Genomic DNA, 26,175 nt, shown 5'->3' with positions numbered 1-26,175 from the left:
GTTATGCACACTCTTTCCCTCCCCGCCGCTCTTCCGATCGGGGTGCGGGGCGCGGGCGGCGCGGCCGGGATCGTGGTGGTCATCGTCGTCTTCCCTGTTCAGCCGAGCTTGTACAGCTGGGCGCCGGTCGAGCCGCCGGTGGTGCCGCCGTAGGCGGTCGCGTCGACGGGGGTGGCGTTCTTCTGGACCCAGGCGGTGACGGCGGTGTCGCCGCCGCCGGGTCCCATGCGGCCGCCGAGCAGGATGTAGCGGAGCTCGCCGTCCTTGACGTACTGCTGGAGCTTGGCGACGGTCATGGCGGGGTCGCTGCCGGTGAAGCCGCCCATGGCGATGGCGGGGCGCCCGGTCCGCAGGATGATCGAGGAGGCCTCCTGGGCGCTGGAGACGGCGACAAGCCAGGTGGCGCCGCCCTGGTTCCTCTCCAGGTAGGCGAGCATCCGGGTGTCGACGCCGCCGCCGGGCCCGCCGCCGAAGCCGCCGCGTCCGCCGCGTCCGCCGGTTCCGCCGGGTCGCTGCCCGCGCCCGTCGGCGGCCCGTCCGTCGCCGGCCTGTCCGTCGGGTCCCTGCCCGTTCTGGCCGCCGGCCTGCCACGGGGGCGTCTGCCCGCCGGGCGGCCTGCCGCCGGGCATGGCGGGGGGCGCGCCGCCGCCGGGGAAGGCCCCGGACCGGCCGGGTCCGGCTCCGGGCCCGCCGCCGAGGCCGCCGCCGGAGGCGGGTCCGGCCAGGGGGTTGGTGCCGTTGGAGGTGGTGGAGGCGGCCGCGACGGCGTAGGCGCCCGGGCCCGCCAGGCCAACGGCCGCGGCGAGGATGAGGCCGGCGGCGGTGGCGCGGGTCCCGGCGCGGCCGGAGACCCGTCCGGCGATCAGGGCGGCGACGGCCAGGGCGGTGGCGGCGGCGACGGCCCACCGCAGCCACGGGTTCCAGGACGGGGTGCGGTCCAGCAGGACGAACGCCCAAGCGCCGGTGACGGCGACGCCCGCGGGCAGGACCCACGCCCAGGCCAGCGACGTGCGGTGGGCGCGGGTCAGCAGGACGGCTCCGGCGCCGGTGAGCGCGGCGATCGCGGGGGCCATGGCGGTGGAGTAGTAGGGGTGGAAGGTGCCCTGCGCGAAGCTGAACACGACGTAGTGGACGGCGAGCCATCCGCCCCACAGCAGCAGCGCGGCGCGGGCGGGGTCGGTGCGGGGGCGGCGGCGCAGCAGGACCAGGCCGGCGGCCAGGGCGAGGACGGCGAAGGGGATGAGCCAGGAGATCTGGCCGCCGAGGATGTCGTTGAACAGCCGCCCGGCGCCGGACTGGCCGCCGAAGCCCCCGCCGCCCCCGGGGCCGCCGCGACCGCCCGGGCCGCCGCCCTGGCCGAGGATGCGGCCGAGGCCGTTGTAGCCGATGACCAGGTCCCAGGCGGTGCCGTCGGTGCTGCCGCCGATGTAGGGCCGGGAACGGGCGGGGATGGCGTCGACCAGCAGCGTCCACCACAGCGAGGACGCGGCCAGGACGGCGCCGGCGGCGAGCAGGTGCGCGACGCGGCGCGCCGGGCGGGGCCGGGCGGCGACCAGGTAGGCCAGGGCCAGCGCGGGGACGACCAGGAACGCCTGCAGCATCTTGGTGTTGAAGCCGCATCCGATGAGGAACGCCGCGAGCAGCAGGGGCCGCAGCCGTCCGGTGCAGACGGCGCGCTGGCAGGCCCAGGCGGCGGCGACCAGGAACAGCACCAGCAGGGTGTCGGGGTTGTTGTCGCGGTTGATCGCGACGGTGATCGGGGTGAGGGCCAGGACGGCGGCGGCGGTGAGCGCGGCGGCGTGGCCGAACGCGCGGCGGACCGTGGTGTACAGGACGGCGACGGCGGCGACGCCGGCGGCGACCTGCGGGAGCAGCAGGCTCCAGGTCCCGAATCCGAGGACGCGGGCGGTGAGCCCCATGGCCCACAGGGCCATGGGGGGTTTGTCGACGGTGATGTAGGAGCCGGCGTCCAGGGAGCCGAAGAAGAACGCCTTCCAGCTCTGGGTGCCGCTCTTGACGGCGGCGGAGTAGTAGGAGTTGGCGTCGCCCGCGGCCGTCAGGCCCCACGCGTACAGGGCGGTGGCGGCGATGAGGACGGCCCACAGGGCGGGTCGCGCCCAGCGGGGGTCGCCGCCGGGGCCGAGGAGGAGGCGGCGGGTGCGGCCGCGGGGCGCGGTGTGCCCGGTGGCGGGCGGCGGCGGGGTGAGGGTGGAGGTCATGCCGTGGTCCCCCCGGTGCTGTCGTGGGCGGGTGCGGGCGCGGCGATGGTCCCCGCAGTGGGTCCCGCGGCGGGTGTGGCGGGGTGGTCGCCGAGGCGGCGGGGGTGGAAGATCCAGGCGCGCATGAGCAGGAACCGCGCGAGGGTGGCCAGGGCGTTGGCGGTGACGAGCGCGGCGACCTCGACGGCGCGTCCGGCGCCGGGCGCGGCGGCGTGCAGCAGGGCCAGGCCGCCGGTGGACAGGGCCAGGCCGAGCAGGAACGCGGCGCCGCCTTCGAGTTGCTGGCGCAGCGCGCGGCGGTGGCCGGTGACGCCGAAGGTGAAGCGGCGGTTGGCGGCGGTGTTGCCGACGGTGGTGATCACCAGGGAGAGCGCGTTGGCCCACAGCGGCCCGAGGAACAGGCGCAGCAGGACGAACAGGATCAGCTGGGCGAGGGTGCTGAGGACGCCGATGACGGCGAAGGCGGGCAGCTGGCGGGCCATGCCGGCGGGCAGCGCGTCGGTGGCGCGGCCCGCGGCCGCGGCGGGGCCGGGGCGGCCGCCGACGGGGGCGCGGAACGCGCCGGTGAGCATGCGGCGGGCGACGCGGGCCATGCCGCGCAGATCGTCGCGGGCGGTGCGCAGGACGTCGACGCGGCTGTCGGGGTCGTCGACCCAGTCGACGGGGACCTCGTGGATGCGCAGCCCGTTGCGTTCGGCGAGCAGCAGCAGCTCGGTGTCGAAGAACCATTCCTCGTCCTCGACCGAGGGCAGCAGCGCCTGCACGATCTCGGTGCGGGCGGCCTTGAAGCCGCACTGGGCGTCGGTGAAGCGGGCGGCCAGGGCGGTGCGCAGCAGCAGGTTGTAGCAGCGGGAGATGATCTCGCGGCGGGGGCCGCGCACGACGGCGGAGCCGCGGGTCAGGCGGGAGCCGATGGCCAGGTCGCTGTGCCCGGTGATGAGGGGGGCGACCAGCGGCAGGAACGCGTCCAGGTCGGTGGACAGGTCGACGTCCATGTAGGCGACGACGTCGGCGTCGCTGGTCCCCCACACGTGGCGCAGCGCCCGGCCCCGGCCCTTGTCGCGCAGCCGGACGGCGCGGACGCGGGGGTGGCGGGCGGCCAGGTCGCGGGCGATGGGCCAGGTGGCGTCGGTGCTGGCGTTGTCGGCGACGGTGATGCGGAACGGGTAGGGGAGGGTGTCGGCGAGGTAGGCGTGCAGGCGTTCGACGCTGGCGGCCAGGACGCGTTCCTCGTTGTGGACGGGGACGACCACCTCGACGAGCCGTCCCCGTCCGCCGTGCTCGTGCGGCGGCGGGGGCGGCGCGGCGGGCGTGCCCGGTTCGGTGATGAGGTGACTCATGGGACCGAGGTTCGGGGGCCGGTGTGGGAGGGCGGTGAGGCGTGTCTTAACGCCGCATGAGAAACGCGCCGGGCCCTGCCCGGGGGGTGGTTCAGTCGCTGGGGGCGGGGGTGCCGGGCAGGTGGACGCGGGCGAGGGTGCCGCCGCCGGGCGCGGGTTCCAGGGCGACGCTTCCGCCGTATTCGGCGACGACGCGCGCGACGATGGACAGTCCGAGCCCGGAGCCGGGCAGGCTGCGGGCCGACGGGGAGCGCCAGAACCGTTCGAACACGTGCGGCAGGTCGGCGGCGGGGATGCCGGGGCCGTGGTCGCGGACGGTGAGTTCGCCGTCGTGCAGGCCCGCGGTGACGGTGCCGCCGGGCGGGCTGAACTTCACGGCGTTGTCGAGGAGGTTGACGATGGCGCGTTCCAGGGAGGCGGGGTCGCCGTGGACGTGCCAGGGCCGGGCGTCGCAGGTGATGGTGAGGCCGGGGCCGCGCAGCCGGGCGCGTTCGACGGCGCGGTCCAGGACCTCGTGCAGGGCGACGGTCTCGCGGACGGGTTCGGTGTCGGCGGGGCGGGCCAGTTCCAGCAGGTCGCCGACGAGGCTGGACAGTTCCCGCATCTGGGCGCGGACGCTGGCGAGCAGGTTGCGGCGGGTGTCGGCGGGCAGGTCGCGGCCGGCGGCCTCGGCGCGCAGCAGCAGGTCGATGTTGGTGCGCAGGCTGGTGAGGGGGGTGCGCAGCTCGTGCCCGGCGTCGGCGATGAGCTGCTGCTGGCGTTCGCGGGAGGCGGCCAGGGCGGCGGTCATGGTGTTGAAGGAGCGGCTGAGGCGGGCGATCTCGTCGGTGCCCTCCTCGGGGATGCGGGTGTCCAGGTCCTCGGTGCGGGCGATGTGCTCGACGGCGCCGGTGAGCTCGTCCACGGGACGCAGCGACGCGCGGGCGATCATGAGGCCGGCGGCGGCGGACACCAGGACGCCGAGGGCGGTGACGGCGGTGAGCAGCAGCGCCAGGTTGTCCAGGGGGCCCTGGACCTCGTCGAGGGAGATGGCGTAGGACACGGCGGCGGGGGTGCCGTCGGGCAGCCGGAACGAGCGGGTGAGGACGCGGACGCCGTCCTCGGTCCCGGAGGCGGTGACGCCGGTGCCGTCGTGGTAGGCGTGGTCGCGTTCGCCGCGGGCGACCCGGACGTCCTGCGCGGTGACCTGCAGCGCGCCGGCGCCGGGGACGGTGCAGCGCCGCCCGTCGGCGCGGACCAGCTGCATGATCTCGTAGGGGCCGGGCGGCGGGTTCTGGGAGCCGGTGCCGGTGGGCTCGGAGGAGCAGGCGGCCAGGATCGCCTCGGGGCGGCGCGGCAGGCGGGGGCCGCGGAAGGGGGGCTGCCCGTCGCGGTGGACGTCGTCGCGGGCGCCGGGCGGGCCGCCCGACACCGCGCCGAGGCGGCGGTCGAGCTCGCGGTACAGCTGGTTGCGGGTCAGCAGCCAGCCGGCGCTGGCGCAGGCGGCGACGGCGAGCGCGACGGCCGCGGCGGTGAGCAGCGCCATGCGGGCGCGCAGCGTGAGCCGCCGGGTGAGCCGCCGCGCGACCGGGGCGCGGGTGCTCACGGGGACGCCGCCGGGCGCAGCACGTACCCGACGCCGCGGACGGTGTGCACCAGCCGCGGCAGGCCGCCCGCCTCGGTCTTGCGCCGCAGGTACATGACGTACACGTCCAGGGAGTTGGAGGCGGGTTCGAAGTCGAATCCCCAGACGGTCTCGAGGATCTGCTCGCGGGTGAGGACCTGGCGGGGGTGGGTGAGGAACATCTCCAGCAGCATGTACTCGGTGCGGGTCAGTTCCAGGGGGCGCCCGGCGCGGGCGACCTCGCGGGTGAGGGTGTTCATGCGCAGGTCGTCGAAGGCCAGGACGTCGCCGGGGGCCGCGGCGGCGGGGGCGGTCATGGCGGCGCGGCGCAGCAGGGCGCGGACGCGGGCGAGCAGTTCGTCGAGGTCGAAGGGTTTGGCGAGGTAGTCGTCGGCGCCGGCGTCCAGTCCGGTGACGCGGTCGCCGACCATGTCGCGGGCGGTGAGCATGAGCACGGGCATGGTGGCGCCGAGGGCGCGCAGCCGCCGGCAGGTGGTCAGTCCGTCCATGCGGGGCATGAGCACGTCCAGCACGACCAGGTCGGGGGTCTGGCGCTCGACCTGGTCGAGGGCGGCGACGCCGTCGGCGGCGCCGGCGACCCGGTAGCCCTCGAACTCCAGGCTGCTGGTCAGCGACTCGCGGACGGCGGGTTCGTCGTCGACCACGAGGATCTGCGGGGGCGGTGCGTCCTGCGCGCCGGGTTCCATGTACTCACGGTAAACAGCGCCGGTGGGCGCCCCGGCCACCGGCGGGCGTTTCTCATGGTTCTTTCAGGAACTTCTGAGGGGCGGTTCAGTGATCGCGGCCGGGGGGCGTGCCGGTGTCGGCGGCGGTGTCGGAGGTGGCGTCGGCCCACGCGTCGCCACCGGGCGCAACCGTTTCGACGGTTTCCACCGTTTCCACCGTTTCGACGGTTTCGGTGGTCTCGATCGTGGCGTCGATGACGACGGTGGCGGGCCGGCCGGGCGGTGCGGGGCGGGTGGCGGTGGTCCAGGTGGTCCTGGCGACGTCGACCACGACGTCGCGGGACACCTCGACGATGATGCCGCGCAGGGTGTCGCGCAGGGCGAGCTTGAGGGCGTCGCGGAGCAGTTCGCGCAGGACGGCCTCGACGGCGGCGGTGGCGGCGCGGGCGGCCAGGTCGCGGGCGGTGCGGGCCAGGGCGCTGCCGGCGGCGGCGGTGAGCAGCCCGGCGGCGGTGCGGGCGGCGCCGCGCACGGCGGGGTCGCGGCCGGCGCGGGCGGCCAGGTCGGCCAGCGGCGCGAGCTCGGCGGCGGCGCCGGTGCTCTCGGCGGCGCCGCGGGCGGTGTCGCGCAGGGCGGCGGCCAGGTCGCGGGCGGCCTGCTCGGCGGTCTGGCGGACGACGCGGCCGACGACGTCGCGGCCGGCGGCCATGAGGGCGTCCACGGCGGCGTCGGCGACGGTGTCGACGGCGGCGTCCACGACCATGCGGGTGGCGGCCTGCACGACGGGGGCCGAGGCGGTGCGGCCGGCGACGTCCAGGGCGGTGGCGGTGGCGGCGCGGGCGAGGGGGCTCTGGGCGGCCAGGCGGCGCGCGGCGGCGGCCATGGGGTGGCGGGCGGCCTGCTCGGCGAGGGTCATCGCGGCGGTGGCGGCCTCCAGGGCGCCGGCGGTGGCGGGGTTGGCCGCGGCGGCGGCGCGGGCCTCGGTGACGGCGCGTTCGGCGGCGCCGCGGGCGGCCTTGACGGCGGCGTCCCGGGCGGCCTGCTCGGCGGCCCGCATCACCGGCGTCCCCGCCACCTGCGCCAGGATGCGGTCGGCGGCGAGCGCCGCCGCGCCGCGGGCGGCGTCGCGGACCGGTTCGCTCGCGGCGGCGGCCCGCGCGGCGGCCGGTGCCAGGCCGTCCCAGATCTCCTGCACCCGCCGGGCGGCGGCCCGGTCGGCGCGGTCGAGCCCGTTCGGCCGGTCGCCGCTGTCGCCCCGGTTGTCAGCCTCGTCGTGGGCCTCGTTGTCGGCCATATGGTCGTCCACGGTCACGCCCCCTCATCGCGATCCCGCCCCAAATCACCATAACTGCCGAACAGTGCCGCCAGTTCCGGGTGCCGCGGTCAGCGGCCGCAGGACGGGCAGGGGGTGCGGGTGCGGCGGGCGTAGAAGCGGGCGGCGGCGGCCATCCCGGCGCCCCAGGCGAAGTAGGCGGGGACGGCGACCCAGAAGAACGCCTCGGGCAGGTCGAGGCCGCCTTCGGGCGGGAACGGGTTGCGGCCGTGCAGCCGCTCCCAGAACATCTGCAGCAGCATCAGCCCGAAGTAGACGACCAGCCCGCCGGAGATCGCGGCGCCGGGCCACAGCACCAGCCGGCGCGGGACACCGCGTCCGGCAAGTCCGGGCACCCAGCGCGGCCAGGTCCGCCCGAAGGAGTGGACGAGGGCCAGGGGCAGCAGGCAGCCGCCGAGCACGAACCCGGCCTCGAACAGCATCACCGAGGCGCCGCCCGACAGCGGCGACTCGGCGAACCCGACGACGGCCTGGGCGACGATGCGGATGAGGCAACCGGCGACGGCGAGGTAGGCGGCCCCGTAGGCCCAGGCGGGCGTGCGGGGCAGGGCGCCGGGCGCGGCCATGGCGCGCCCGCACGCGGCGCAGGCCGGCCCGGTGCGGGTGCGGGCGGTGTAGGCGCGCGCGGACAGCGCCGTCATGATCCCGGCGGCGACGACCGCGGCCCGCGACAGCGCCCCGAGCGGGTAGAACCCCAGGCCGAGGCCGGGCAGGACCGCGCCGACCACGTCCAGCAGGAGCATCGCGCCGGAGGCGGCCAGGCACGCCGCGGCGGTCCAGGCCGCGCCCGCCAGGGCCAGCCGCGGCGCGCGGGCGAGGCGGTCGGCGCGCGGGAGCGTGAGCGCGGCCAGCACGAGCGCGGCGGCCCCGCACAGGCCGGCGCCCGCCCATCCGGTGAACGCGACGAGGTCGGTGCCGATGGGCGACATGTCGTGCGGCCGGTGCCCCGCCGCCCAGTACGCGCGCAGGGCGCCGTAGGCGAGGGTCCAGGCGAGCGCGGCCGCGGGCAGGCGGCGTCCCATGGCGCGCGGGGACAGGCGCGCGGTCAGCGTGGTGGCCATGGCCACGATCGTGGCCGCGGCGGGGCGGGCGGGGCCTCCCCGCCGCGGCCGAGACCGCTCCCCCGCGCGGGTGAGAAAAAGCGATTGGCCGGGCGGGGGCGGCCCGGTAGGGTCCGAGGCGGAACCGAAAGGGAGGTGTGGACGTATGGCCGTCGCCGTGGTGGCTGCTGCCCGCAGCAGCATCCAGCCCGTCCTCACTTCCCGGGCCTCCGGCTGATCGTTCTGCTTCGCGCCGCCTGCGGCGCCGTCACGCCGGGGCCCCTTCACGCAAGGGTTCCGATCCGTTGTCTTCCTCTTTCACGGGGTCGTCTCCTCTGGCCGCCTACGGCTGGGACGACGCCCTGGAGCATGAGTTCACCTCCCACCGCGCGGCGGGGCTGATCCCCGCGCGGGTGGCCGCGGTCGACCGCGGCCTGTGCGACGTCGTCACCGAGCACGGCCCGGCGCGGGCCTCCACCGGGTCCGCCGGTTCCGGTGGTGATCCGGTGGCGGCGCCGTGCACGGGCGACTGGGCCGCGCTGCGCGCCGGCGGCCCGGACGGGCGCCCGGCGGTGGCGGCGCTGCTGCCCCGCCGGACCGCGATCGTGCGGTCGTCGGCGTCGCGGGATTCGCACGGCCAGGTGCTGGCCGCCAACGTCGACACCGTCGCGGTCGCGGTGTCGCTGGCCGCCCCGCTGGATCTGGGGCGGATCGAGCGGCTGCTGGCGCTGGCCTGGGAGAGCGGGGCGCGGCCGGTGGTCGTGCTCACCAAGGCCGACCAGGTCCCCGGCACGGCCGGGGAGCGCGCCGAGGTCGCCGCCGCCGCGCCGGGCGTGGACGTGGTGGCCTGCAGCGCCGCGACCGGCGAGGGCGTGGAGATCGTCCGCGCCGTCGTGTCGGGGACGGTGGTGCTGGTCGGCCCGTCGGGTGCGGGCAAGTCCACGCTGGGCAACGCGCTGCTGGGCGCCGAGGCGCTGGCCACGGGTGAGGTCCGGGCCGGTGACGGCAAGGGCCGGCACACCACGGTGCGGCGGCAGCTGCTGCCGCTGCCGGGCGGCGGCGTCCTGATCGACACGCCGGGGCTGCGCGGCGTGGGACTGTTCGAGGCGTCGCAGGGCCTGGAGCGCACCTTCGCCGACGTCGAGGAGCTGGCCGCGCGGTGCCGGTTCGGTGACTGCGAGCACCGGTCCGAGCCGGGCTGCGCCGTCCTCGGCGCGGTCGAGGACGGGACGCTGCCGCGCCGCCGCCTCGACAGCTACCGCAAGCTGCTGCGCGAGAACGCGTGGGCGGCCTCGCGCACCGACCGGCGGCTGCGCGCCGAGCGGGAGGACCGCACCAAGGCGATCAGCAGGTGGCAGCGGCAGCTGTACAGGGAGCGGGGCCGCGACCGGTGAGCCGCGCGGCCGGGCGGGACGGCGTGCGCCGACCCGCTGAGCTCCTGACCTGCTGAGACCTGGCCGGCCGGGCTCCGCGCGGGGCCCGGCCGGCCAGGGTTCGCGGCGTGTCCCCGCGGTGCCGCCGGCCGCGGGGGTCAGCGGCCGCGGACGCGGTAGGTCCGCACGGACAGGGGCGCGAACACCGCGAGCAGCAGCAGCGCCCAGCCGAGCGTGGCGGGGACGGGGTGGGCGAGGGGCCAGGCGAGGTCGCCGGCGGGCGCGCCGGGGTTGCCGAACAGTTCGCGGCAGGCGGCGGTGAGGGCGCTGACGGGGTTCCATTCGGCGATGACCTGCAGGACCTTGGGCATGCCGCCGGTGGGGACGAAGGAGTTGGACAGCATGGTGACCGGGAAGACCAGGGGGACGAGGTGGTCGGCGGTCTGCTCGTTCTTGACCACCAGGCCGAGGTAGCAGCCGGCCCAGCTGAGCGCGTACCGCATGAGCGCGAGCAGCGCGAACGCCTCGGCGGTCTGCCAGAGGCCGTTGTGGGCGCGCCAGCCGACGACCAGGCCGGCGACGGCCATGATGACCATGCCGAGGACGCCGTTGAGGATCTCGGCGCCGGTCTGCCCGAACGGGACGGCGGAGCGGGCCATGGGCATGGAGCGGAACCGGTCCATGACGCCGCGGGAGGCGTCGGTGGCGACGCGCATCGTGACGGCCATGGTGGAGGTGAAGGTGACCATGGCGAACAGGCCGGGCATCAGGTACTCGCGGTAGTTGCCGCCGCCGGGGACGGAGATGGCGCTGCCGAACACGTAGCCGAACAGCACGACCATGATCGCGGGGAAGATCAGGGCGGCGACGAGCTCGCCGGGTTCCTGGCGGATGCGGCCGAGTTCGCGGCCGATGAGGGTGAGGCCGTCGGCGAGGGCCCAGCGCAGCCGTCCGGCGCGGGTGGCGGGGGCGGTGAGGGCGGTCATCGGACGGTCTCCTTGCGGCGCTCGGCGGTGTCGGCGGGAGTGGCGGGAGTGGCGGGAGTGCTGTCGGGGGCGGGGGCGTCTCCGGTGAGGCGCAGGAACACCTCGTCGAGGGTGGGGCGGCGCAGCCCGACGTCGCCGACGGTGACGCCGGCGCCGTCGAGCTCGCGGACGACGTCGGCCAGGCGCACCGATCCGGCGGTGAGCGGCACCGAGAGCCGCCCGCCTTCCAGGGCGGGGTGGCTGCCGGTGAGGGTGTGCAGGAGCGCGGCGGCGCGGCCGGCCATGGCGGGGTCGTCCAGGACCACGTCGAGGCGGTCGCCGATCGAGGCCTTGAGCCGGTCGGGGGTGCCGGTGGCGATGACGCGGCCGTGGTCGATGACGGCGATGTCGTCGGCGAGCCGGTCGGCCTCGTCCAGGTACTGGGTGGTGAGCAGGACGGTGGTGCCGTCCTGGACCAGGCCGCGGACGGCGTCCCAGATCTCGCCGCGGCTGCGGGGGTCCAGGCCGGTGGTGGGCTCGTCCAGGAACAGCACCTGGGGCCGCAGGATCAGGCTGGTGATCAGGTCGAGGCGGCGGCGCATCCCGCCGGAGTAGCCGGCGACCTGCCGGTCGGCGGCCTCGGCGAGCCCGAAGCGCTCCAGCAGCTCGTCGGCGCGGCGGTGGGCCTCGCGGCGGGGCAGGTGGTAGAGGCGGCCGAACATGCGCAGGTTGCCGCGCCCGGTGAGCTTCTCGTCGACGGCGGCGTACTGGCCGGCCAGGCCGATGCGGGCGCGGACCCGGTCGGGCTCGCGGGCGACGTCGTGGCCGGCGATGCGGGCGTGCCCGGCGTCGGCGTCGGCGAGCGTGGCCAGGATCCGCACGGCGGTGGTCTTGCCGGCGCCGTTGGGGCCGAGGACCCCGCAGACGGTGCCGGCGGGGACGGTCAGGTCGAGGCCGTCCAGGGCCTGGGTGTCTCCGAAGCGCTTGCGCAGCCCCTCGGCCACCACGATCGGTTCGTCGGTCACGGCCCCTCCTCTGGGTACGGTGTACGCAAGTACGGTAGACAACTGGGTACGTCGTACGCAACTAGGATGCTCGGGAGAGTCACGAGGAGGTCCCTTGGCAGGCGGCGAACGGCACGTCAGCATCTGGTCGGTCCCCGAGCGGCAGGGCCGGGGGCCGCGCCCCGCCTACAGCCGCACCCAGATCACCGAGGCGGCGATCCGCATCGCCGACGCCGAGGGCCTGGAGGCGGCCTCGATGCGCCGCATCGCCGCCGACCTGGGCACCGGCGCGATGTCGCTGTACCGCTACGTGCCCTCCCGCGACGACCTGATCGAGCTGATGATCGACCACGTCGTGCTGGAGATGGACATCCCCGAGCGGCCGAGCGGGGACTGGCGCGCCGACCTCACGCTCATCGCCGAGAACACCCGCGCGATGTGGCGCGGGCACCCCTGGCTGGCGGGCCTGCAACGGCCGCGCGCGTCGTTCGGCCCCAACCGGCTGCGGCTGGCCGAGTTCGCCTTCGGCGCGCTGGACGTCGGCATCCCGATCGACGACATGGTCGCCCTCCTGGACATGCTGAACGGCTACGTCGAGCGCACGGTCCGCGGCGAGATCGAATGGATGCGGGAGATGCGCCAGAGCGGGATGACGCCCGAGCGCTGGATGATGCGGAGCGCCCCTTACGTCCGCGAACTGCTCGACACCGGCCGGTACCCGATGTTCGAGCGGCTCGTGAAGGACGCGCGCCTGCCCCACATGTCCGACGAGGACCAGTTCCGGTACGGGCTGCAGCGCGTCCTGGACTGCATCGCCGGCGTCCTGCCCGGACCGTCCTGACCGCCCTCACTCCCCCGGGGCGCATGAGCGGGGACGGGCCGGGCACAGAAGCGCCGAGGTGACGATCGCGCTATCGGAGAGGCACATGACCGTCCTTCCCGCCCAGAACGTCCCGCGCCCGGCGCCCCGCACCGGCCGGTGGCCACTGCCGGGCGGCCGGGCGGCGGCGGGCGGCGTCCGCGCGATCGTGCAGGGCGCCCTGCACGTGTGGGGGCTCGGCCCGGCGGCGGCGAGCCTCACCGACCGGCTGGCGCCGCTGATCCAGGACGCGGCGGCGCGGGCGGGGGCGCGCAGGCGCGGGCCGCTGGTGCTGCGCCTGGAACTGCACGAACCCGTCCGGCTGCTGCTCGGCGAGGTTCTGCTGCCCGGCGGCGCGCCCGGCGGCGCGATCGCCGTCACCTACGGCACGCGGCCCGTGCGGGGCGGCGGCGCGGGCGCCTGGTACGCCCACGTGTTCGTGTGGCCGCCGGCACCGGGCCCGCCGGGTCGCTGACCCGTTCCCGCCCCGAGGGGGAGGTGCTGCCTCCCCGGCAGGAATCGAACCTGCGGCTTCCGGCTTCGGAGGCCGGCGCTCTGTCCGCTGAGCTACGGGGAGTGGGGTCCCGTCCCCAGGGTGACAGCGGGGACGGGACGGGAGACGCCGGTGGGATTCGAACCCACGTAGGACGGTTCTGCAGACCGCCGCCTGAACCGCTCGGCCACAGCGTCAAGGAGCCGGCCCTCGGGCCGGTGATACATCGCGCCCGCCCCGCGCGGGGCGGGCACCACGAGGGTCAGAGGCAGGTCCGGCCGGTGGTCCGGGGCCGGGGCGCGGTGCGCGTGCCGCGACAGCGGGTCATCTCCCGTTCCCTCCCTTCCGGTGCCGTGGCCCGCCTTCGCGGGGCCCGTGCGGATGCCGTGCGATCAGAGTGCCCCGCGCCGCGCGGCACCGCAACGGGTTTTCCACCCGGCGGGTTTCCACTGAGCGGAACGATGATGTTCCCGCCCGCGCCGCGCGTGGCGAGGGTGGGAGCTTCGGCGCGGCACCCCCTGTGCGAGGAGGAACGATGACGTTGCTCGACCCCGGCGCGTGGATCGGGAAGATCTTCGACGGCGGCTGGGCGGCGGCCCGGGACGGCGGCGTGTTCGAGGTCGGCGAGCCCGCGACCGGCGCGACGCTCGGCACGCTCGGCGAGGCGGGCGCCGCGGACGTGGCGCGGGCGGCGCGGGCCGCCGCGGCGGCGCAGCGCGACTGGGCGGCCCGCACCTACGAGGAGCGCGCCGCGGTGCTGCGGGCGGCGGGCCGGCTGTTCGAGGAGCACGCCGCCGAGATCGGCGACTGGATCGTGCGGGAGGCCGGGTCGATCCCGCCGAAGGCCGACCTGGAGACGCGATTCGCGGCGAACCTGTGCTACGAGTCGGCGGCGCTGGCCTCCCACCCCCAGGGGCTGGTGCTGCCGTCGGCGCAGCCGCGGTGGAGCCTGGCGCGGCGCCGCCCCGCCGGGGTGGTGAGCGTGATCTCGCCGTTCAACTTCCCGCTGATCCTGGCGATGCGGTCGGTGGCGCCCGCGCTGGCGCTCGGCAACGCCGTCCTGCTCAAGCCCGACCCGCGCACCGCGGTGTGCGGCGGGGTGAGCATCGCGCGGATCTTCCAGGAGGCCGGCCTGCCCGAGGGGCTGCTGCACCTGCTGCCCGGCGGCCGCGAGGCCGGCGAGGCGGTCGTCGAGGCACCGCAGGTGCGGGTGGTGTCGTTCACCGGCTCCACCGCCGCCGGACGCCGGATCGGCGAGGTGTGCGGCAGGCTCCTCAAGCGGGCCCACCTGGAACTCGGCGGCAACAACGCGCTGATCGTGCTGCCGGGCGCGCGAGTCGCCGACGCGGTGTCGGCGGGCGCGTGGGGCGCGTTCCTGCACCAGGGGCAGATCTGCATGACCTCCGGGCGGCACCTCGTCCACGAGAGCCTGCACGCCGAGTACGTCGCGGCCCTGGCCGACAAGGCCGACAAGCTCCCGGTCGGCGACCCGGCGGCCGGTCCGGTCGCGCTCGGCCCGATCATCGACGCCGGGCAGCTCGCGCGCATCGACGAACTGGTCAGGGCGACCGTCGCGGCCGGCGCGCGGCTGGCGGCCGGCGGCACCCACGAGGGCCTGTTCTACCGCCCGACCGTGCTGGACGAGGTGACGCCCGACATGCCCGCCTACGCGCAGGAGGTGTTCGGGCCGGTCGCGCCGGTGGTGCCGTTCTCCACGCCGGAGGAGGCGGTGGAGCTGGCGGCGGCGACCGAGTACGGGCTGTCGCTGGGCATCCTCGGCGACGTGGGGCAGGCCATGAAGATCGCCGACGCGGTCCCGACGGGACTGGTCCACATCAACGACCAGACGGTCAACGACGAGCCGGTCGTGCCGTTCGGCGGGGTGGCGGCGTCGGGCAACGGGTCGCGGTTCGGCGGCCCCGACGCCAACATCGAGGCGTTCACCGAGACGCAGTGGCTCACGGTCCGCGGCGAGATCGCCACCTACCCCTTCTGACCGCGGCACGCGGCGCGTCCCCCCGGGGCCCGGCCCGGCGCGCCTCCCGCCGCGGCCCGTAGGCTCGGTGCCGAGGAGGGATGATGGGCCGCGATCCGGACTACCTCGCGTTCCTGCGGGCCCGCCTCGCCGCGCCCGGCGGCACGGGCCGCACGGTCGGCGACGCCCGCCGCGAGCACGCCGCCGACCTCGCCCGCTCCCCGCGCCCGCCCGTCGACACCGTCGCGGACCTGACGGTGGACGGGCCCGCCGGCCCGCTCCCCGCCCGCCTGTACCGGCCGGCGTGGGACGGCCCGGCCCCCGCGCTGGTGTACCTGCACGGCGGCGGATGGGTGCTCGGCGACGTCGAGTCCTACGACCCCGTCGTGCGGGCGCTGGCGGTCGCCAGCGGTGTGGCGTGGGTGTCGATCGGATACCGGCGCCCGCCCGAGGACCCGTTCCCGGCCGCGCTGCGGGACACCGTCGCCGCCGTCCACTGGACCGCGGCGAACGCGGCCCGCCTCGGCCTGGACCCCGCCCGCATCGGGGTGGCCGGGGACAGCGCCGGCGGCCAGCTCGCCGCCGCGGCCGCCGGGCTGCTGCGCGACGCGGGACCCGCCCGGCCCGTCCTGCAGGTCCTGCTGTACCCGGCGCTGGACCTGCGCGAGGCCCCGCCGCCCCTGCCCGACCCCGACGGGCTGCGGTTCCCGCCCTCGCGCATCGACAGCGCCCTGCGCGCCTACCTGCGCGGCGCCGACCCCACCGCCCCGCAGGTGTCGCCGCTGCTGGACCCCGACCCGTCGGGCCTGCCCCCGGCGGTGATCGCGACCGCCGAGCACGACCCGCTGCGCCCGCAGGCCGAGGCGCACGCGGCGCGGCTGCGGGCGGCCGGCGTGCCCGTCACGCTCGTCCCCGGGACCGGCCTGGACCACGGCTTCCTCGGCTGGGGATCGTTCGCGCGCCGCCCCGCCGAAGCCGTCGCAGGGATCGGCGCCGCCGTGCGCCGCGCCCTCACCTGACCCGCCCCGGACCCGGCCGGAACCCGCCGCCGTCACCCCAGCAGACCCGGATTATGGACATGCCGAACGCGCCGGCTCCACGACCTTAAAGACGCTTGCCGCGTCGTTTAACCCGCTGGACGCGGGAAATCACTAACGCACGAACAGATGCCCGGAACCCAGCCGAAGGTCGAGGAGAGGCACGTTGTACCGGACCCACGAGCTGCGCCGCGTCCGGACCGGGGAAACCGGACTGGAGGAATGGGCCTGCCCCACCTGCGGTCGCCGCCTGCTGCTGCGGTGGCCGCCCCGCTACCACAAGACGATCGTCGAACCCGGCGACGAACGGGCCTGCCACATCGGCCGATCCGACGACATCGCCGACTCCGTCGCCGGCGACCCGCCCGGCACCGCGACCGTCGGCGCACTCGGCACGGCCGGCACCCCCCAGACCGACTTCCCCCAGCCCAACCAGCAGCGATGGCTCCGCGAAACCGGCATCGAGGCCCTCGGCGCCCGCCACACCCACCTCAACCCCTCCGAACCCGTCTGACCCCGTCCCCCGACGGGGCCCGGCGGTCACGACCGGGCCAGCTCCGCGCGCAGACGATCCAGCCCCATCGGCCCCAGATCCAGCGCACGCCGATGGAACGCCTTCAGATCGAACCCCGCGCCCTCCCGGCGCCGCGCCGCCTCCCGCGCCTCCAGCCAGACCCTCTCCCCCAGCTTGTAGGCGATCGCCTGCCCCGGACGCCCCAGATACCGGTCGATCTCGAACGCCACCGACGAATCCGGATCCGGCCCCTTCCGCGCCCGCAGGAACTCAAAGCCCAGCTCCGGCGTCCACCGCTCCCCCTCGTGGAACCCCGTCCCCGCAGGAATCGGCAACTCCAGATGCAACCCGATGTCCAGCACCACCCGCGCCGCCCGGAACCGCTGCCCGCCCGCCAGCATCCCCAGCCGGTGCGCCGGATCCCGGTAGTGACCCAGCTCGTCCATCAACCGCTCCGCGTACAGCCCCCACCCCTCGCAATGCCCCGGATGCAGCTCGCTCGACAACCGCTGGAACCGGTTCAAGCCCCGGTTCAGCGTCGTCACCCCCAACTGCAGATGGTGGCCCGGCACCCCCTCATGGAACATCGTCGTCGGCACCGTCCAGGTCACGATCTCCGCCGACGGATCCTCCACCGTCCACCACACCGTCCCCGGACGCGACAGGTCCTCCGCCGGCGCCAGGTAGTAGATCCCCGCCTCCACCGGCGGGATCCGGCACTCGATCCGCCGCAACGGACCCGGAATGTCGAAATGCACCCCGTCCAGATCGGCGATCGCCCGATCCGCCAGCTCCTGGATCCACCCCCGGAACGCCTCCGCGCCCGCGACCCGATGCGCCGGATCGGCGTCCAGCGCCGCCATCACCGCCGGCAGCGGCTCACCCGGCAGGATCTCCCCCGCCGCACCCGCCATCTCCGACTCGATCCGCGCCAGCTCCTCCCAACCCCACGCATACGTCTCGGCCAGATCCAGATCCGTCCCGAGGAAGTCCCGCACCCCCAGCCGGTACCGGTCGGCGCCCAGCGCGTCCCGCTCCGGCGCACGCCCCGCCAGCTCCCCCGACAGGAACGACGCGAACTCCCCCAGCGCCGCCGACGCCGCCGACGCCGCCCCCTCCAACGCACCCCGCAGCGGCCCGTCCCCGTACCGCGCCGCCAGACCCGCCAGATACGCCCGCGTGTCCACGCACTCACGGGCACTGCGCAGCACCTGCCGCCGCGCCGCCACCCGGCCCCGCCCACACGCCCGCCACAAGGACGCCCGCAACCCCGCCAGAGCCCCCGGCAGCGCCCCCATCCGCGCGCGGACGGCCTCCCAGTCCGTGTCCGGCCCCTGATCCAGCAGCTCCACGGCCATCCGCAGCCGCTGCACGGGCCCGTCGGTGGTGTCCAGGAACTGCTCCCGCAACCCCGCCTCGTCCAGCGCCGCCTCGACCTCCAGACGCTCCCGCAGCACCGCCGCCGCGATCCGCCCCGCCTCGTCCCCGACCGGGACGCGGCCCAGCTCCGCCAGCGTCCGCCGCGTCAGCTCCGCGCGCGCCTCCAGCCCGTCCGGGCCGTAGTCGGTCAACCGCGCGTCCTGCCCGGCGATCCCCATCAGCGCCGCCAGGCACGGGTCCAGCGCGGCGAACTCGTCCACATAGCGGTCGGCAAGGTCATCCAGAGCGGTCACCGCCCCAGGCTACGGCCCCCGCCCCCAAAAGCGATCATGAGATAGTGCCAAATCACCGGGCCCGGCCGGCGGCCCCGGCACCGGCCGAACGGCAGGCCCTCAGCGGGCCTCGGCCGCCAACCGCACACCCAGACCCACCAGCACCACACCCGACACCTGGTCCAACCGCCGCCGCACCCCGGGACGCCCCAGCACCCGCCGCGCCGACCCCACCAGCCACACCACCGCCGCGTACCAGACCAGGTCGATCAACGCCCACAGCACCGAGAACCCCACCAGCACCGCCGCCACCGGCCACCCCTGCGGCACGAACTGCGGCAGGAACGACACCGCGAACACCCCCGCCTTCGGATTGGCGAAATTCGTCACCAGCCCCAGCCGGTAACACCGCCACCCCGAACTCCCCGCCCCGTCCCGCTCCCCACCCAGATCCCCGCCCGCGCCCGCCTCGGCCGGGCCGCCGCGCCGCGCATGCCACAGCGCCCGCACCCCGAACCACACCAGCACCACCGCACCGGCGACCCGCAACCCCTCGAACGCCAGCCGCGACGCCGCCAGCAGCGCCGACAACCCCACCGCCGCCGCCATCCCCCACAGCAGCACACCCGTCTCGTTGCCCAGCACCGTCGCCAGCCCCGCGCGCCGCCCCGACCGCAGCGACTGACGCATGATCACCACCGTGCTCGGCCCCGGCGCCATCGCGATCAGCACCGCCGCGCCCGCGAACGCGAGCAGACTCTCCAGCATCCCCCCATGCTGTCCGCCCGCCACACCACCACGCAACGCCCATTTCCCCACACAGGCGCCCTATCGCGTACGGGTCAACACACCAGCGCACCACCCCTACAAAGGAGCGCCGTCCCCACCACCCGAACCCGACGACGGCGAAGGCGCAGGCGACGACGGACCCGGCGACCCCGGCGACGGCGACGGACTCGGCGTCGTCGGAACCGGAGACCGCTCCGGCACCCGAATCGACGGCGTCGGCTCCGGAGGCGGAGGCGGCGGCTCCTTCACCACCGGCTGACACGCGAACAACACACCCATCAACAACGCCAACACCAGCAGCACCGCGGCCAACCCCACCACGGCCGCCACCAGATTCCGCTCCGGCGCACGCTCCCCCACCGGAACCGGACCCCCGGCCCCACCCGGCACCGGCCGCGGCCCCTCCAACGCCGGCTCACCCGACCCCAGCCAATACGGCTGGAACTGCGGACCACGCCGGCCCCACCACCCGCGCCCCGACCCCTGGAACGCCACCGGCTCCAGGAACCGCTCCGCCCCCGCACGATCCGCCTCGTACAACGTCGCCACCCACGGCGCCGGCCCATCCGGCTGCGCCGCCACCACCGGCGCCCCACCACCCGAACCCGCCGCCCCCGCCGCACGCCCCGACCCCGGCACCGCCGCATTGATCGCCGCACGGAACCGGTCCCGCGCCGCCGCGTCACCCGCCGCACCCCGGTTCAGCACCGCCACACTCGCGCGCCGCCCCTCACCGTCCACCCCCAGGAACACGATCCCGGCAGCGGACTCCGACAAACGCGCCGACAGACGGAACGGCCCCAACTGAGCGGGATCACCCGGCGGCAACGGCCTCGACATGGCCGCAACACTAACAACCACGCCCTACGATCGGCCCCGAGAACACCCCCGACCGCACCCCCGAACCGATCACTCTCCGCACGCACGTATCCCCGGCGAACGGGTACAAGTGATCGCGTAGGGTCAGAAGGCACCCCATCCGACGCACGAGGACAGGGCACACGACGGACAAGTGAGGGACACCCACATGACCATCGCCGCCACCGACGTCGACGAGGCCGCAGTCCTCCTGCAGTACACCCTCGCCGAGGTCAAGAAGGTCATCGTCGGCCAGGAGCACATGGTCGAACGCATGATCGTCGCGCTCCTCGCCCGCGGCCACTGCCTCCTGGAAGGCGTCCCCGGCGTCGCCAAGACCCTCGCCGTCGGCACCCTCGCCCGCGTCGTCGGCGGCTCCTTCGCCCGCCTCCAGTTCACCCCCGACCTCGTCCCCTCCGACATCGTCGGCACCCGCATCTACCACCCCTCCACCGAACAGTTCGACGTCGAACTCGGCCCCGTCTTCGTCAACTTCGTCCTCGCCGACGAGATCAACCGCGCCCCCGCCAAGGTCCAGTCCGCCCTCCTGGAGGTCATGGCCGAACGCCAGGTCTCCCTCGGCGGCAACACCTACCCCCTCCCCCGCCCCTTCCTCGTCCTCGCCACCCAGAACCCCATCGAGTCCGAAGGCGTCTACCCCCTCCCCGAAGCCCAGCGCGACCGCTTCCTCATGAAGGTCGACGTCCACCACCCCGCCGCCCACGAGGAACTCCAGATCCTCCAGCGCATGAGCGTCGACCCCCCGGAAGCCGCCCAGATCCTCGACACCGACCGCCTCGCCGGCCTCCAGCGCGCCGCCGAAGAGGTCTCCGTCCACGAACTCATCGCCGACTACATCGTCCGCCTCGTCATGGCCACCCGCGAACCCGACCAGTACCGCCTCCCCGACCTGCGCGGCGTCATCGACATCGGCGCCAGCCCCCGCGCCACCCTCGGCCTCGCCTCCGCCGCCCGCGCCCTCGCCCTGCTCGCCGGACGCGACTACGTCCTGCCCGACGACGTCCGCGCCGTCGCCCGCGACGTCATGGCCCACCGCCTCGTCCTCACCTTCGACGCCCTCGCCGACGGCATCGACACCGGCGACGTCATCAACCAGATCCTCGCCGCCGTCCCCCCACCCCGCGTCGTCTGGAACCACGGCGCGGCGGCGGTGACCACCGCATGACCCCCCGGCGCCGGCGCAGCGGCAAACTCGCCCACCTCGCCCCCGAACGCACCCTGCGCCGCCTCGAACTCCAGGTCACCCGCCGCCTCGACGGCCTCCTCAACGGCGAGCACCTCGGCCTGCTCCCCGGCCCCGGCACCGAACTCGCCGAAGCCCGCCTCTACCAGCCCGGCGAGGACGACGTCCGCCACATGGACTGGGCCGTCACCGCCCGCACCACCACCCCCCACGTCCGCGACCTCATCGCCGACCACGAACTCGAAGCCTGGGCCCTCGTCGATCTCACCCCCAGCATGGACTTCGGCACCGGCACCATGATCAAACGCGACCTCGCCGTCGCCGCCCTCGCCACCGTCGGCTTCCTCACCGTCCGCCTGGGCGACCGCGTCGGCGCCTACCTCCTCCACGACGACGGCATGCGCCGCTGGCCCGCCCGCACCGGCAAGGCCGCCATGTACGCCCTCCTCCAGACCGTCCTCGACGCCCAGTCCGCCGACGACCGCGCCGGACCCCGCAACGGCACCACCGCACCGCCCCGCGACCTCGCCGCCGCCGTCGCCTCCCTCGACCGCGGTCAGACCCGCCGCGGCCTGCGCGTCGTCATCTCCGACTTCCTCACCCCCGACGGCACCGAACCCGACCACGGCCCCCACGGCCAACCCGCCTGGGAACGCCCCCTGCGCCGCCTCACCGCCCGCCACCAGGTCCTCGCCATCGAGATCATCGACCCCCGCGAACTCGACCTGCCCGACGTCGGCCTCGTCGAGATGACCGACCCCGAGACCGGCACCGTCCACGAGATCGTCCTCAGCCGCCGCGTCCGCGAACGCTACGCCGCCGCCGCCGCGCAGCAGCGCGAACACACCCGCGCCGCCCTGCGCCGCAGCGGCGCCCACCACCTCGTCCTGCGCACCGACCGCGACTGGATCGCCGACGTCGCCCGCTTCGCCCTCCGCCAGCGCCGCGCCGCAGGCCGGCCCGTCACCACCGCGGGAGTGCGCCCATGACCTTCCTGTCACCCGAGCGCCTGTGGCTCCTCGGCCTCCTGCCGCTCCTGGCCGCCGCCTACCTGCTCCTGCAACTGCGCCGCCGCCAGTACGCCGTCCGCTTCACCAACCTGGCGCTGCTGTCCCAGGTAGCCCCCCGCCGCCCCGGCTGGCGCCGGCACGTCTCCGCCGTCCTGTTCCTCATCATGATCGCCTTCATGATGTTCGGGTTCGCGCGGCCCGCCACCGCCGTCAAGGTCCCCCGCGACCGCGCCACCATCGTCGTCGCCGTCGACGTGTCGCTGTCCATGATGGCCAGAGATGTCTCCCCCAGCCGCCTCGACGCCGCCAAGGCCGCCGCCAAGCGGTTCATCGGCGACCTGCCCCGCCGCTTCAACGTCGGCGTCGTCGCCTTCGCCGGCAACGCCAACCTCATCGCCGCCCCGACCGCCGACCGCGACGCCGCCATCGCCTCCCTCGACCAGCTCGTCCTGGCCAAGCGCACCGCCATCGGCGAGGCCGTGTTCACCTCCCTGCAGGCCGTCCGGTCCTTCGACGCCCAGGCCCGCCAGGACCCGCCACCCGCCCACATCGTCCTGCTGTCGGACGGCGACAACACCACCGGGCGCTCGGTGCAGGAGGCCGTCGACGCCAGCCGCCTCGCCCACGTCCCGGTCTCCACCATCGCCTTCGGCACCCCCTACGGCACCGTCGACATCGAAGGCGAGACCACCAGCGTCTCCGTCAACAAGGAGACCCTGAAGAGCCTCGCGGAGAGCACCGAGGGCAAGGCCTACGAGGCCGCCGACGCCGGCCAGCTCCGCGAGGTCTACGCCAACATCGGCACCTCCCTCGGCTTCAGGACCGAGCACCGCGACGTCGCCGCCCGCTACGTGGGCATCGCGCTGCTGTTCGCCTTCGCCGCCGGAGGCGTGTCACTCGCCTGGTTCTCCCGCCTCCCCTGACCGCGCGCGGCGCGGGCGGGCCCCGAACGCTGATACGGTCGTCGGGCGTGGGGGAACACTACTTCGCGGAGCGGCCGGGCGCCGCCAGCCGCCGACGCACCGTCGACCTCGTCCTACCGGACCTGCACCTGCGGCTCGACACCGACAGCGGCATGTTCTCCCCCGACCGGATCGACCCCGGCACCCGCGTGCTGCTGGAGACCGTCCCCGAACCCCCGGCGACCGGCGACCTGCTCGATCTCGGCTGCGGGTACGGCCCGATCGCCATCACGATGGCCAAGCGTTCGCCCCAGGCGAGTGTTTGGGGAGTTGATGTCAATCAGCGAGCCATAACGCTCGCTGAGGGTAATGCCAAAGCCGCCGGCCTTGACAATGTAAGGTTCAGTCTGGCGGACGAGACCGACCCCGGGCTGCGGTTCGCGGCCATCTGGTCCAACCCCCCGATCCGCATCGGCAAGGCGGCGCTGCACGAGCTCCTCCTCACCTGGCTCCCCCGCCTGGCCCCCGGCGGCCTCGCCCACCTCGTCGTCCAGAAGCACCTCGGCTCCGACTCCCTCCAGAGGTGGCTCGCCGCCCAGGGCTTCCCCACCGAGCGGATCGCCTCCCGATCCGCCTACCGCGTCCTGCGCGTCGCGTCCCGCACGGAAGGCAACACCCGATGAGCACCCCCGACCCCGCGCAGGGACGCCGCCAGCTGCGGCCCACCGACGTCAAGCGCCTCAACCGCGACTGGCGCCGCCGCACCGGCGCCCGCCTCGACCTGCTCATCGAATCGGTCACCCAGCCGTTCAACATGGGCTCGATCATCCGCAGCGCCGCGGTGTTCGGCGTCGAGCACCTGTGGCTCGCCGGCAACGCCACTCCCCCCACCCACCGCAACGTCGCCAAGACCGCCCTCGGCACCGCCCGCCTCGTCTCCTGGGAGCACGCGGGCACCGCCGCCGAAGCCGCCGCCGCAGTCCGCAAGCAGGGCCTGCGCCTGGTCGCGGTGGAGTTGACCGCCGACGCCCTGCCCCTGCACGAGGCACCCCTCGACGGGGACGTCTGCCTCGCCATCGGCAGCGAGGACCACGGCTGCTCCCCCGCCCTCCTGACCGCCGCCGACGCCGTCACCTACATCCCCCAGATCGGACGCGTCGGCTCCCTCAACGTCGCCGTCGCCACCGCCATCGCCCTCGCCGAAGCCCGCCGCCGCGAATGGAGCGCCTGACCCGAGCACGTTCGAAGGCGCCCGCCGCACGGGCATGACGCAGCGTCGAAGCGTCCATTCATCACGTGATCGCGATGATTCGGCGCGCTCACTCCGCCGCCGATGCCGCGCGGGACGGAAACGGGATTTCGCGCCGACCGGGCGCGCGCTACGATCGGGCCGTGTTGTTCCTCATATACGGGTAGACGCCCGCGCCGCCGCCAATGCGGCGGCCTCCTTCGGCGCCCCCTCCCCCCTTTTCTGAGGAACCACTCCCGTGAAATCGTCCTACGCGGCCGTCCTGCGCACTCCCCACGCCTCCCGCACCTTCGGCTTCGCGCTCCTGGGACGCCTGTCCTACGGGACGGTCTATCTGTCGCTCACGCTGGCGCTCACGGCTTCCACGGGTTCCTACGCCCAGGCCGGCGGGCTGCTGGCCCTGTTCGGGCTCACCGTCTCCGTCCTGTCACCGGTCCGCGCCGCGCTCATCGACCGCCACGGGCCGCGCCGCACACTGCCGCCGATGGCCGCCTCCTACGCTCTCGTCCTCGCCGCCTTCGCCGTGCTGACCTCGCGACCGGGCGCACCCGTCCCGCTGCTCACCGTCCTGGCCGTCACCGCCGGCGTCACCGCGCCCCCGATCGGCGTGGTCATGCGGACGCTGTGGAGCGCCCTCCTGCCCGACGGCCCGCTCCTGCGGCGCGCCTACAGCCTCGACACCGTGTCGGAGGAACTGGTCTTCGTCACCGGGCCGCTCCTGGCGGGACTGCTCGCCGCGGTCGCCGCGCCGTCCCTCGGGGTCGCGCTCGGAGCCGTCCTCATCGCCGCCGGAACCGCCGGGATGGTCACCTCCCCGGCGGCGCCAAGGCCGCGGGCGCACCCCCGCACGGCCCGCGTGCGGGTGTTCCCGCTCGCACCGGTCGTCGCGGCCGTGGCCACCGGTGTCGTCCTCGGGTCGACCGGCCTGCTGGCCGTCGCCTTCACCCAGCGGCACCACCAGCCCGCCGCGGTCGCCTGGGTGGAGGCCGCGCTCGCCGTCGGCAGCACCCTCGGCGGCCTCGCCTACGGCGCGCTGAGCCGCTCGGCGCCGAGCCGGGCCCGGCTCGGCGTGCTCGCCTGCCCGCTCGGGCTCGGCCTCGCCGCCGCGGGACTCGCCCCGTCCGTCGCCGTCCTGGCCGCGATGGCGTGCGCCGCCGGGCTGTTCGTCGGCCCGACCCTCACCACCGCCTACCTCCTCGCCGACGCCGACGCGCCGCCCGGCGCCCGGACCCGCGCCGTGGCCTGGGTCAACACCGCCCTGAACCTCGGCGCCTCGGGCGGCACCGCCGCAACGGGCGCGGCCCTGGACGCCCTGCCGCTCCCGGCGTGCTACGCCGTCGCCGCGGCACCGGCCGTCCTGGTCCCACTCGTCCTGCTCGTGTTGCCGAAACGGCAACGCAGTTCGCGTCCAGGCGGGGGCGGCGCGCACGATCGGGGCATGGACGACACCACCCACCAGGAGTACTGGGACACCCGCTACTCCGAGCACCACCACATGTGGAGCGGCGAACCCAACGCCGTCCTCGTGCAGGAGGCCGCCGACCTGGCGCCCGGCACCGCCCTGGACCTCGGATGCGGCGAGGGCGCCGACGCCGTCTGGCTAGCGCACCGCGGCTGGCGCGTCACCGCCGTGGACATCTCCGGCGTGGCGCTCGAGCGCGCCGCCGGCCACGCCGAGGAGGCCGGCGTCGCCGACCGCGTCGACTGGCAGCGCCGCGACCTGGCCGCCTCGTTCCCCGAGGGTTCCTACGACCTGGTCTCGGCGCAGTTCCTGCACTCCCCCGCCGACATGCCCCGCGACGAGGTCCTGCGGGCCGCTGCCGCCGCCGTCGCGCCCGGCGGGATCCTGCTCGTCGTCGGGCACGCCGGGCCGCCGCCGTGGGATCCCGACGCCCATCCGGGAGTGCACCTGCCCACGCCCGGCGAGGTCTTCGCGTCCCTCTCCCTGCCGGAGGACGAGTGGGAGGTCCTGCGCAGCGGCGAGCACGAACGCGTCCAGACCGCACCCGACGGGCGCACCATGACCCGTACCGACAACGCGCTCAAGCTGCGGCGCCGGGCGCGGTGACC

General features: G+C 75.5%; 22 protein-coding genes and 2 tRNA genes. 12 read left to right on the top strand and 12 right to left on the bottom strand.

What is annotated here, in order from left to right:
• Positions 1-98: 98 nt before the first annotated feature.
• The 6 genes from AB0C84_RS33280 to AB0C84_RS33255 form a co-directional block, all read right to left on the bottom strand.
• Entirely contained in the window at positions 99-2,219 is a 2,121-nt protein-coding gene (locus AB0C84_RS33280) for a glycosyltransferase family 39 protein (protein ID WP_361074199.1), read from the bottom strand.
• On the bottom strand, positions 2,216-3,559 hold the full coding sequence (locus AB0C84_RS33275) for a bifunctional glycosyltransferase family 2/GtrA family protein (protein ID WP_361074197.1): 1,344 nt from the start codon (positions 3,557-3,559) through the stop codon (positions 2,216-2,218). Before AB0C84_RS33275 ends, AB0C84_RS33280 begins: the two co-directional genes overlap by 4 nt.
• Before the next feature lie 91 nt (positions 3,560-3,650).
• The gene (locus AB0C84_RS33270) at positions 3,651-5,144 is read right to left on the bottom strand and encodes a HAMP domain-containing sensor histidine kinase (RefSeq protein ID WP_361074195.1); all 1,494 of its coding nucleotides are present in this window, start codon (positions 5,142-5,144) and stop codon (positions 3,651-3,653) included.
• A complete protein-coding gene (locus AB0C84_RS33265) occupies positions 5,141-5,869 on the bottom strand; it encodes a response regulator transcription factor (protein WP_361074193.1) in 729 nt (242 codons plus the stop codon). Before AB0C84_RS33265 ends, AB0C84_RS33270 begins: the two co-directional genes overlap by 4 nt.
• An 85-nt stretch (positions 5,870-5,954) precedes the next feature.
• Positions 5,955-7,160: a hypothetical protein gene (locus tag AB0C84_RS33260; RefSeq protein WP_361074191.1), complete on the bottom strand. Its 1,206-nt coding sequence runs from the start codon at positions 7,158-7,160 to the stop codon at positions 5,955-5,957.
• 71 nt (positions 7,161-7,231) lie between these two features.
• Positions 7,232-8,242: a hypothetical protein gene (locus tag AB0C84_RS33255; RefSeq protein ID WP_361074189.1), complete on the bottom strand. Its 1,011-nt coding sequence runs from the start codon at positions 8,240-8,242 to the stop codon at positions 7,232-7,234.
• Between the two features lie 284 nt (positions 8,243-8,526).
• Between AB0C84_RS33255 and rsgA the strand changes: the two genes are divergently transcribed.
• Positions 8,527-9,615 carry a ribosome small subunit-dependent GTPase A gene (gene rsgA / locus AB0C84_RS33250; protein ID WP_361074187.1) on the top strand — a complete coding sequence of 363 codons (1,089 nt, stop codon included), beginning with the start codon at positions 8,527-8,529 and terminating at the stop codon, positions 9,613-9,615.
• A gap of 137 nt (positions 9,616-9,752) precedes the next feature.
• Here rsgA and AB0C84_RS33245 read toward each other — a convergent pair whose 3' ends face one another.
• Together AB0C84_RS33245 and AB0C84_RS33240 are read right to left on the bottom strand one after the other, a co-directional pair.
• Complete coding sequence (locus AB0C84_RS33245; RefSeq protein ID WP_361074185.1) at positions 9,753-10,580, bottom strand: ABC transporter permease; 828 nt, start codon at positions 10,578-10,580, stop codon at positions 9,753-9,755.
• Positions 10,577-11,584, bottom strand: coding sequence for an ATP-binding cassette domain-containing protein (locus AB0C84_RS33240; RefSeq protein ID WP_361074183.1), 1,008 nt, complete (start codon positions 11,582-11,584; stop codon positions 10,577-10,579). The genes AB0C84_RS33245 and AB0C84_RS33240 overlap by 4 nt, the downstream gene beginning before the upstream one ends.
• Positions 11,585-11,678: 94 nt before the next feature.
• On the opposite strand from AB0C84_RS33240, the gene AB0C84_RS33235 reads away from it, so the two are divergent.
• Positions 11,679-12,404, top strand: a complete 726-nt coding sequence (locus AB0C84_RS33235) for a TetR/AcrR family transcriptional regulator (protein ID WP_258939821.1) — start codon at positions 11,679-11,681, stop codon at positions 12,402-12,404.
• A gap of 85 nt (positions 12,405-12,489) precedes the next feature.
• A complete protein-coding gene (locus AB0C84_RS33230; protein WP_361074181.1) occupies positions 12,490-12,897 on the top strand; it encodes a hypothetical protein in 408 nt (135 codons plus the stop codon).
• Between the two features lie 29 nt (positions 12,898-12,926).
• Here AB0C84_RS33230 and AB0C84_RS33225 read toward each other — a convergent pair.
• Both AB0C84_RS33225 and AB0C84_RS33220 read right to left on the bottom strand, forming a co-directional pair.
• Positions 12,927-12,999 (bottom strand) — tRNA-Arg (locus AB0C84_RS33225).
• Between the two features lie 40 nt (positions 13,000-13,039).
• Positions 13,040-13,112, bottom strand: a tRNA-Cys gene (locus AB0C84_RS33220).
• A 338-nt stretch (positions 13,113-13,450) separates the two neighbouring features.
• Here AB0C84_RS33220 and AB0C84_RS33215 point away from each other — a divergent pair.
• The 3 genes from AB0C84_RS33215 (at position 13,451) to AB0C84_RS33205 (ending at position 16,441) form a co-directional block, all read left to right on the top strand.
• A complete protein-coding gene (locus tag AB0C84_RS33215; protein ID WP_361074179.1) occupies positions 13,451-14,911 on the top strand; it encodes a benzaldehyde dehydrogenase in 1,461 nt (486 codons plus the stop codon).
• A gap of 83 nt (positions 14,912-14,994) precedes the next feature.
• Entirely contained in the window at positions 14,995-15,909 is a 915-nt protein-coding gene (locus AB0C84_RS33210; protein WP_361074177.1) for an alpha/beta hydrolase, read from the top strand.
• 184 nt (positions 15,910-16,093) lie between these two features.
• Complete coding sequence (locus AB0C84_RS33205; RefSeq protein ID WP_258939825.1) at positions 16,094-16,441, top strand: hypothetical protein; 348 nt, start codon at positions 16,094-16,096, stop codon at positions 16,439-16,441.
• Positions 16,442-16,467: 26 nt separating this feature from the next.
• On the opposite strand, the gene AB0C84_RS33200 is transcribed toward AB0C84_RS33205, so the two are convergent.
• Complete coding sequence (locus AB0C84_RS33200) at positions 16,468-18,114, bottom strand: DUF885 domain-containing protein (protein ID WP_361074175.1); 1,647 nt, start codon at positions 18,112-18,114, stop codon at positions 16,468-16,470.
• A 99-nt stretch (positions 18,115-18,213) separates the two neighbouring features.
• Positions 18,214-18,861 (bottom strand): LysE family translocator, encoded by a 648-nt coding sequence (locus tag AB0C84_RS33195; RefSeq protein WP_361074173.1) that lies wholly within the window; start codon positions 18,859-18,861, stop codon positions 18,214-18,216.
• Between the two features lie 1,048 nt (positions 18,862-19,909).
• Between AB0C84_RS33195 and AB0C84_RS33190 the strand changes: the two genes are divergently transcribed.
• The 6 genes from AB0C84_RS33190 to AB0C84_RS33165 all read left to right on the top strand — a co-directional run bounded on the left by AB0C84_RS33190 (position 19,910) and on the right by AB0C84_RS33165 (position 26,173).
• Positions 19,910-20,926 (top strand): AAA family ATPase, encoded by a 1,017-nt coding sequence (locus tag AB0C84_RS33190; RefSeq protein ID WP_361074171.1) that lies wholly within the window; start codon positions 19,910-19,912, stop codon positions 20,924-20,926.
• Complete coding sequence (locus AB0C84_RS33185) at positions 20,923-21,933, top strand: DUF58 domain-containing protein (protein ID WP_258939830.1); 1,011 nt, start codon at positions 20,923-20,925, stop codon at positions 21,931-21,933. The genes AB0C84_RS33190 and AB0C84_RS33185 overlap by 4 nt, the downstream gene beginning before the upstream one ends.
• Positions 21,930-22,877 (top strand): VWA domain-containing protein, encoded by a 948-nt coding sequence (locus AB0C84_RS33180; RefSeq protein WP_361074169.1) that lies wholly within the window; start codon positions 21,930-21,932, stop codon positions 22,875-22,877. The genes AB0C84_RS33185 and AB0C84_RS33180 overlap by 4 nt, the downstream gene beginning before the upstream one ends.
• A gap of 47 nt (positions 22,878-22,924) precedes the next feature.
• A complete protein-coding gene (locus AB0C84_RS33175) occupies positions 22,925-23,539 on the top strand; it encodes a methyltransferase (protein ID WP_361074167.1) in 615 nt (204 codons plus the stop codon).
• Entirely contained in the window at positions 23,536-24,087 is a 552-nt protein-coding gene (locus AB0C84_RS33170; RefSeq protein WP_361074165.1) for a TrmH family RNA methyltransferase, read from the top strand. The genes AB0C84_RS33175 and AB0C84_RS33170 overlap by 4 nt, the downstream gene beginning before the upstream one ends.
• A gap of 256 nt (positions 24,088-24,343) precedes the next feature.
• Positions 24,344-26,173: an MFS transporter gene (locus AB0C84_RS33165; RefSeq protein ID WP_361074163.1), complete on the top strand. Its 1,830-nt coding sequence runs from the start codon at positions 24,344-24,346 to the stop codon at positions 26,171-26,173.
• Positions 26,174-26,175 lie beyond the last annotated feature (2 nt).

Source organism: Actinomadura sp. NPDC048955 (genome assembly GCF_040649435.1).
In the GTDB taxonomy this organism is placed as follows: domain Bacteria; phylum Actinomycetota; class Actinomycetes; order Streptosporangiales; family Streptosporangiaceae; genus Spirillospora; species Spirillospora luteofluorescens.
This window is presented reverse-complemented; position numbering and strand designations above follow the sequence as displayed.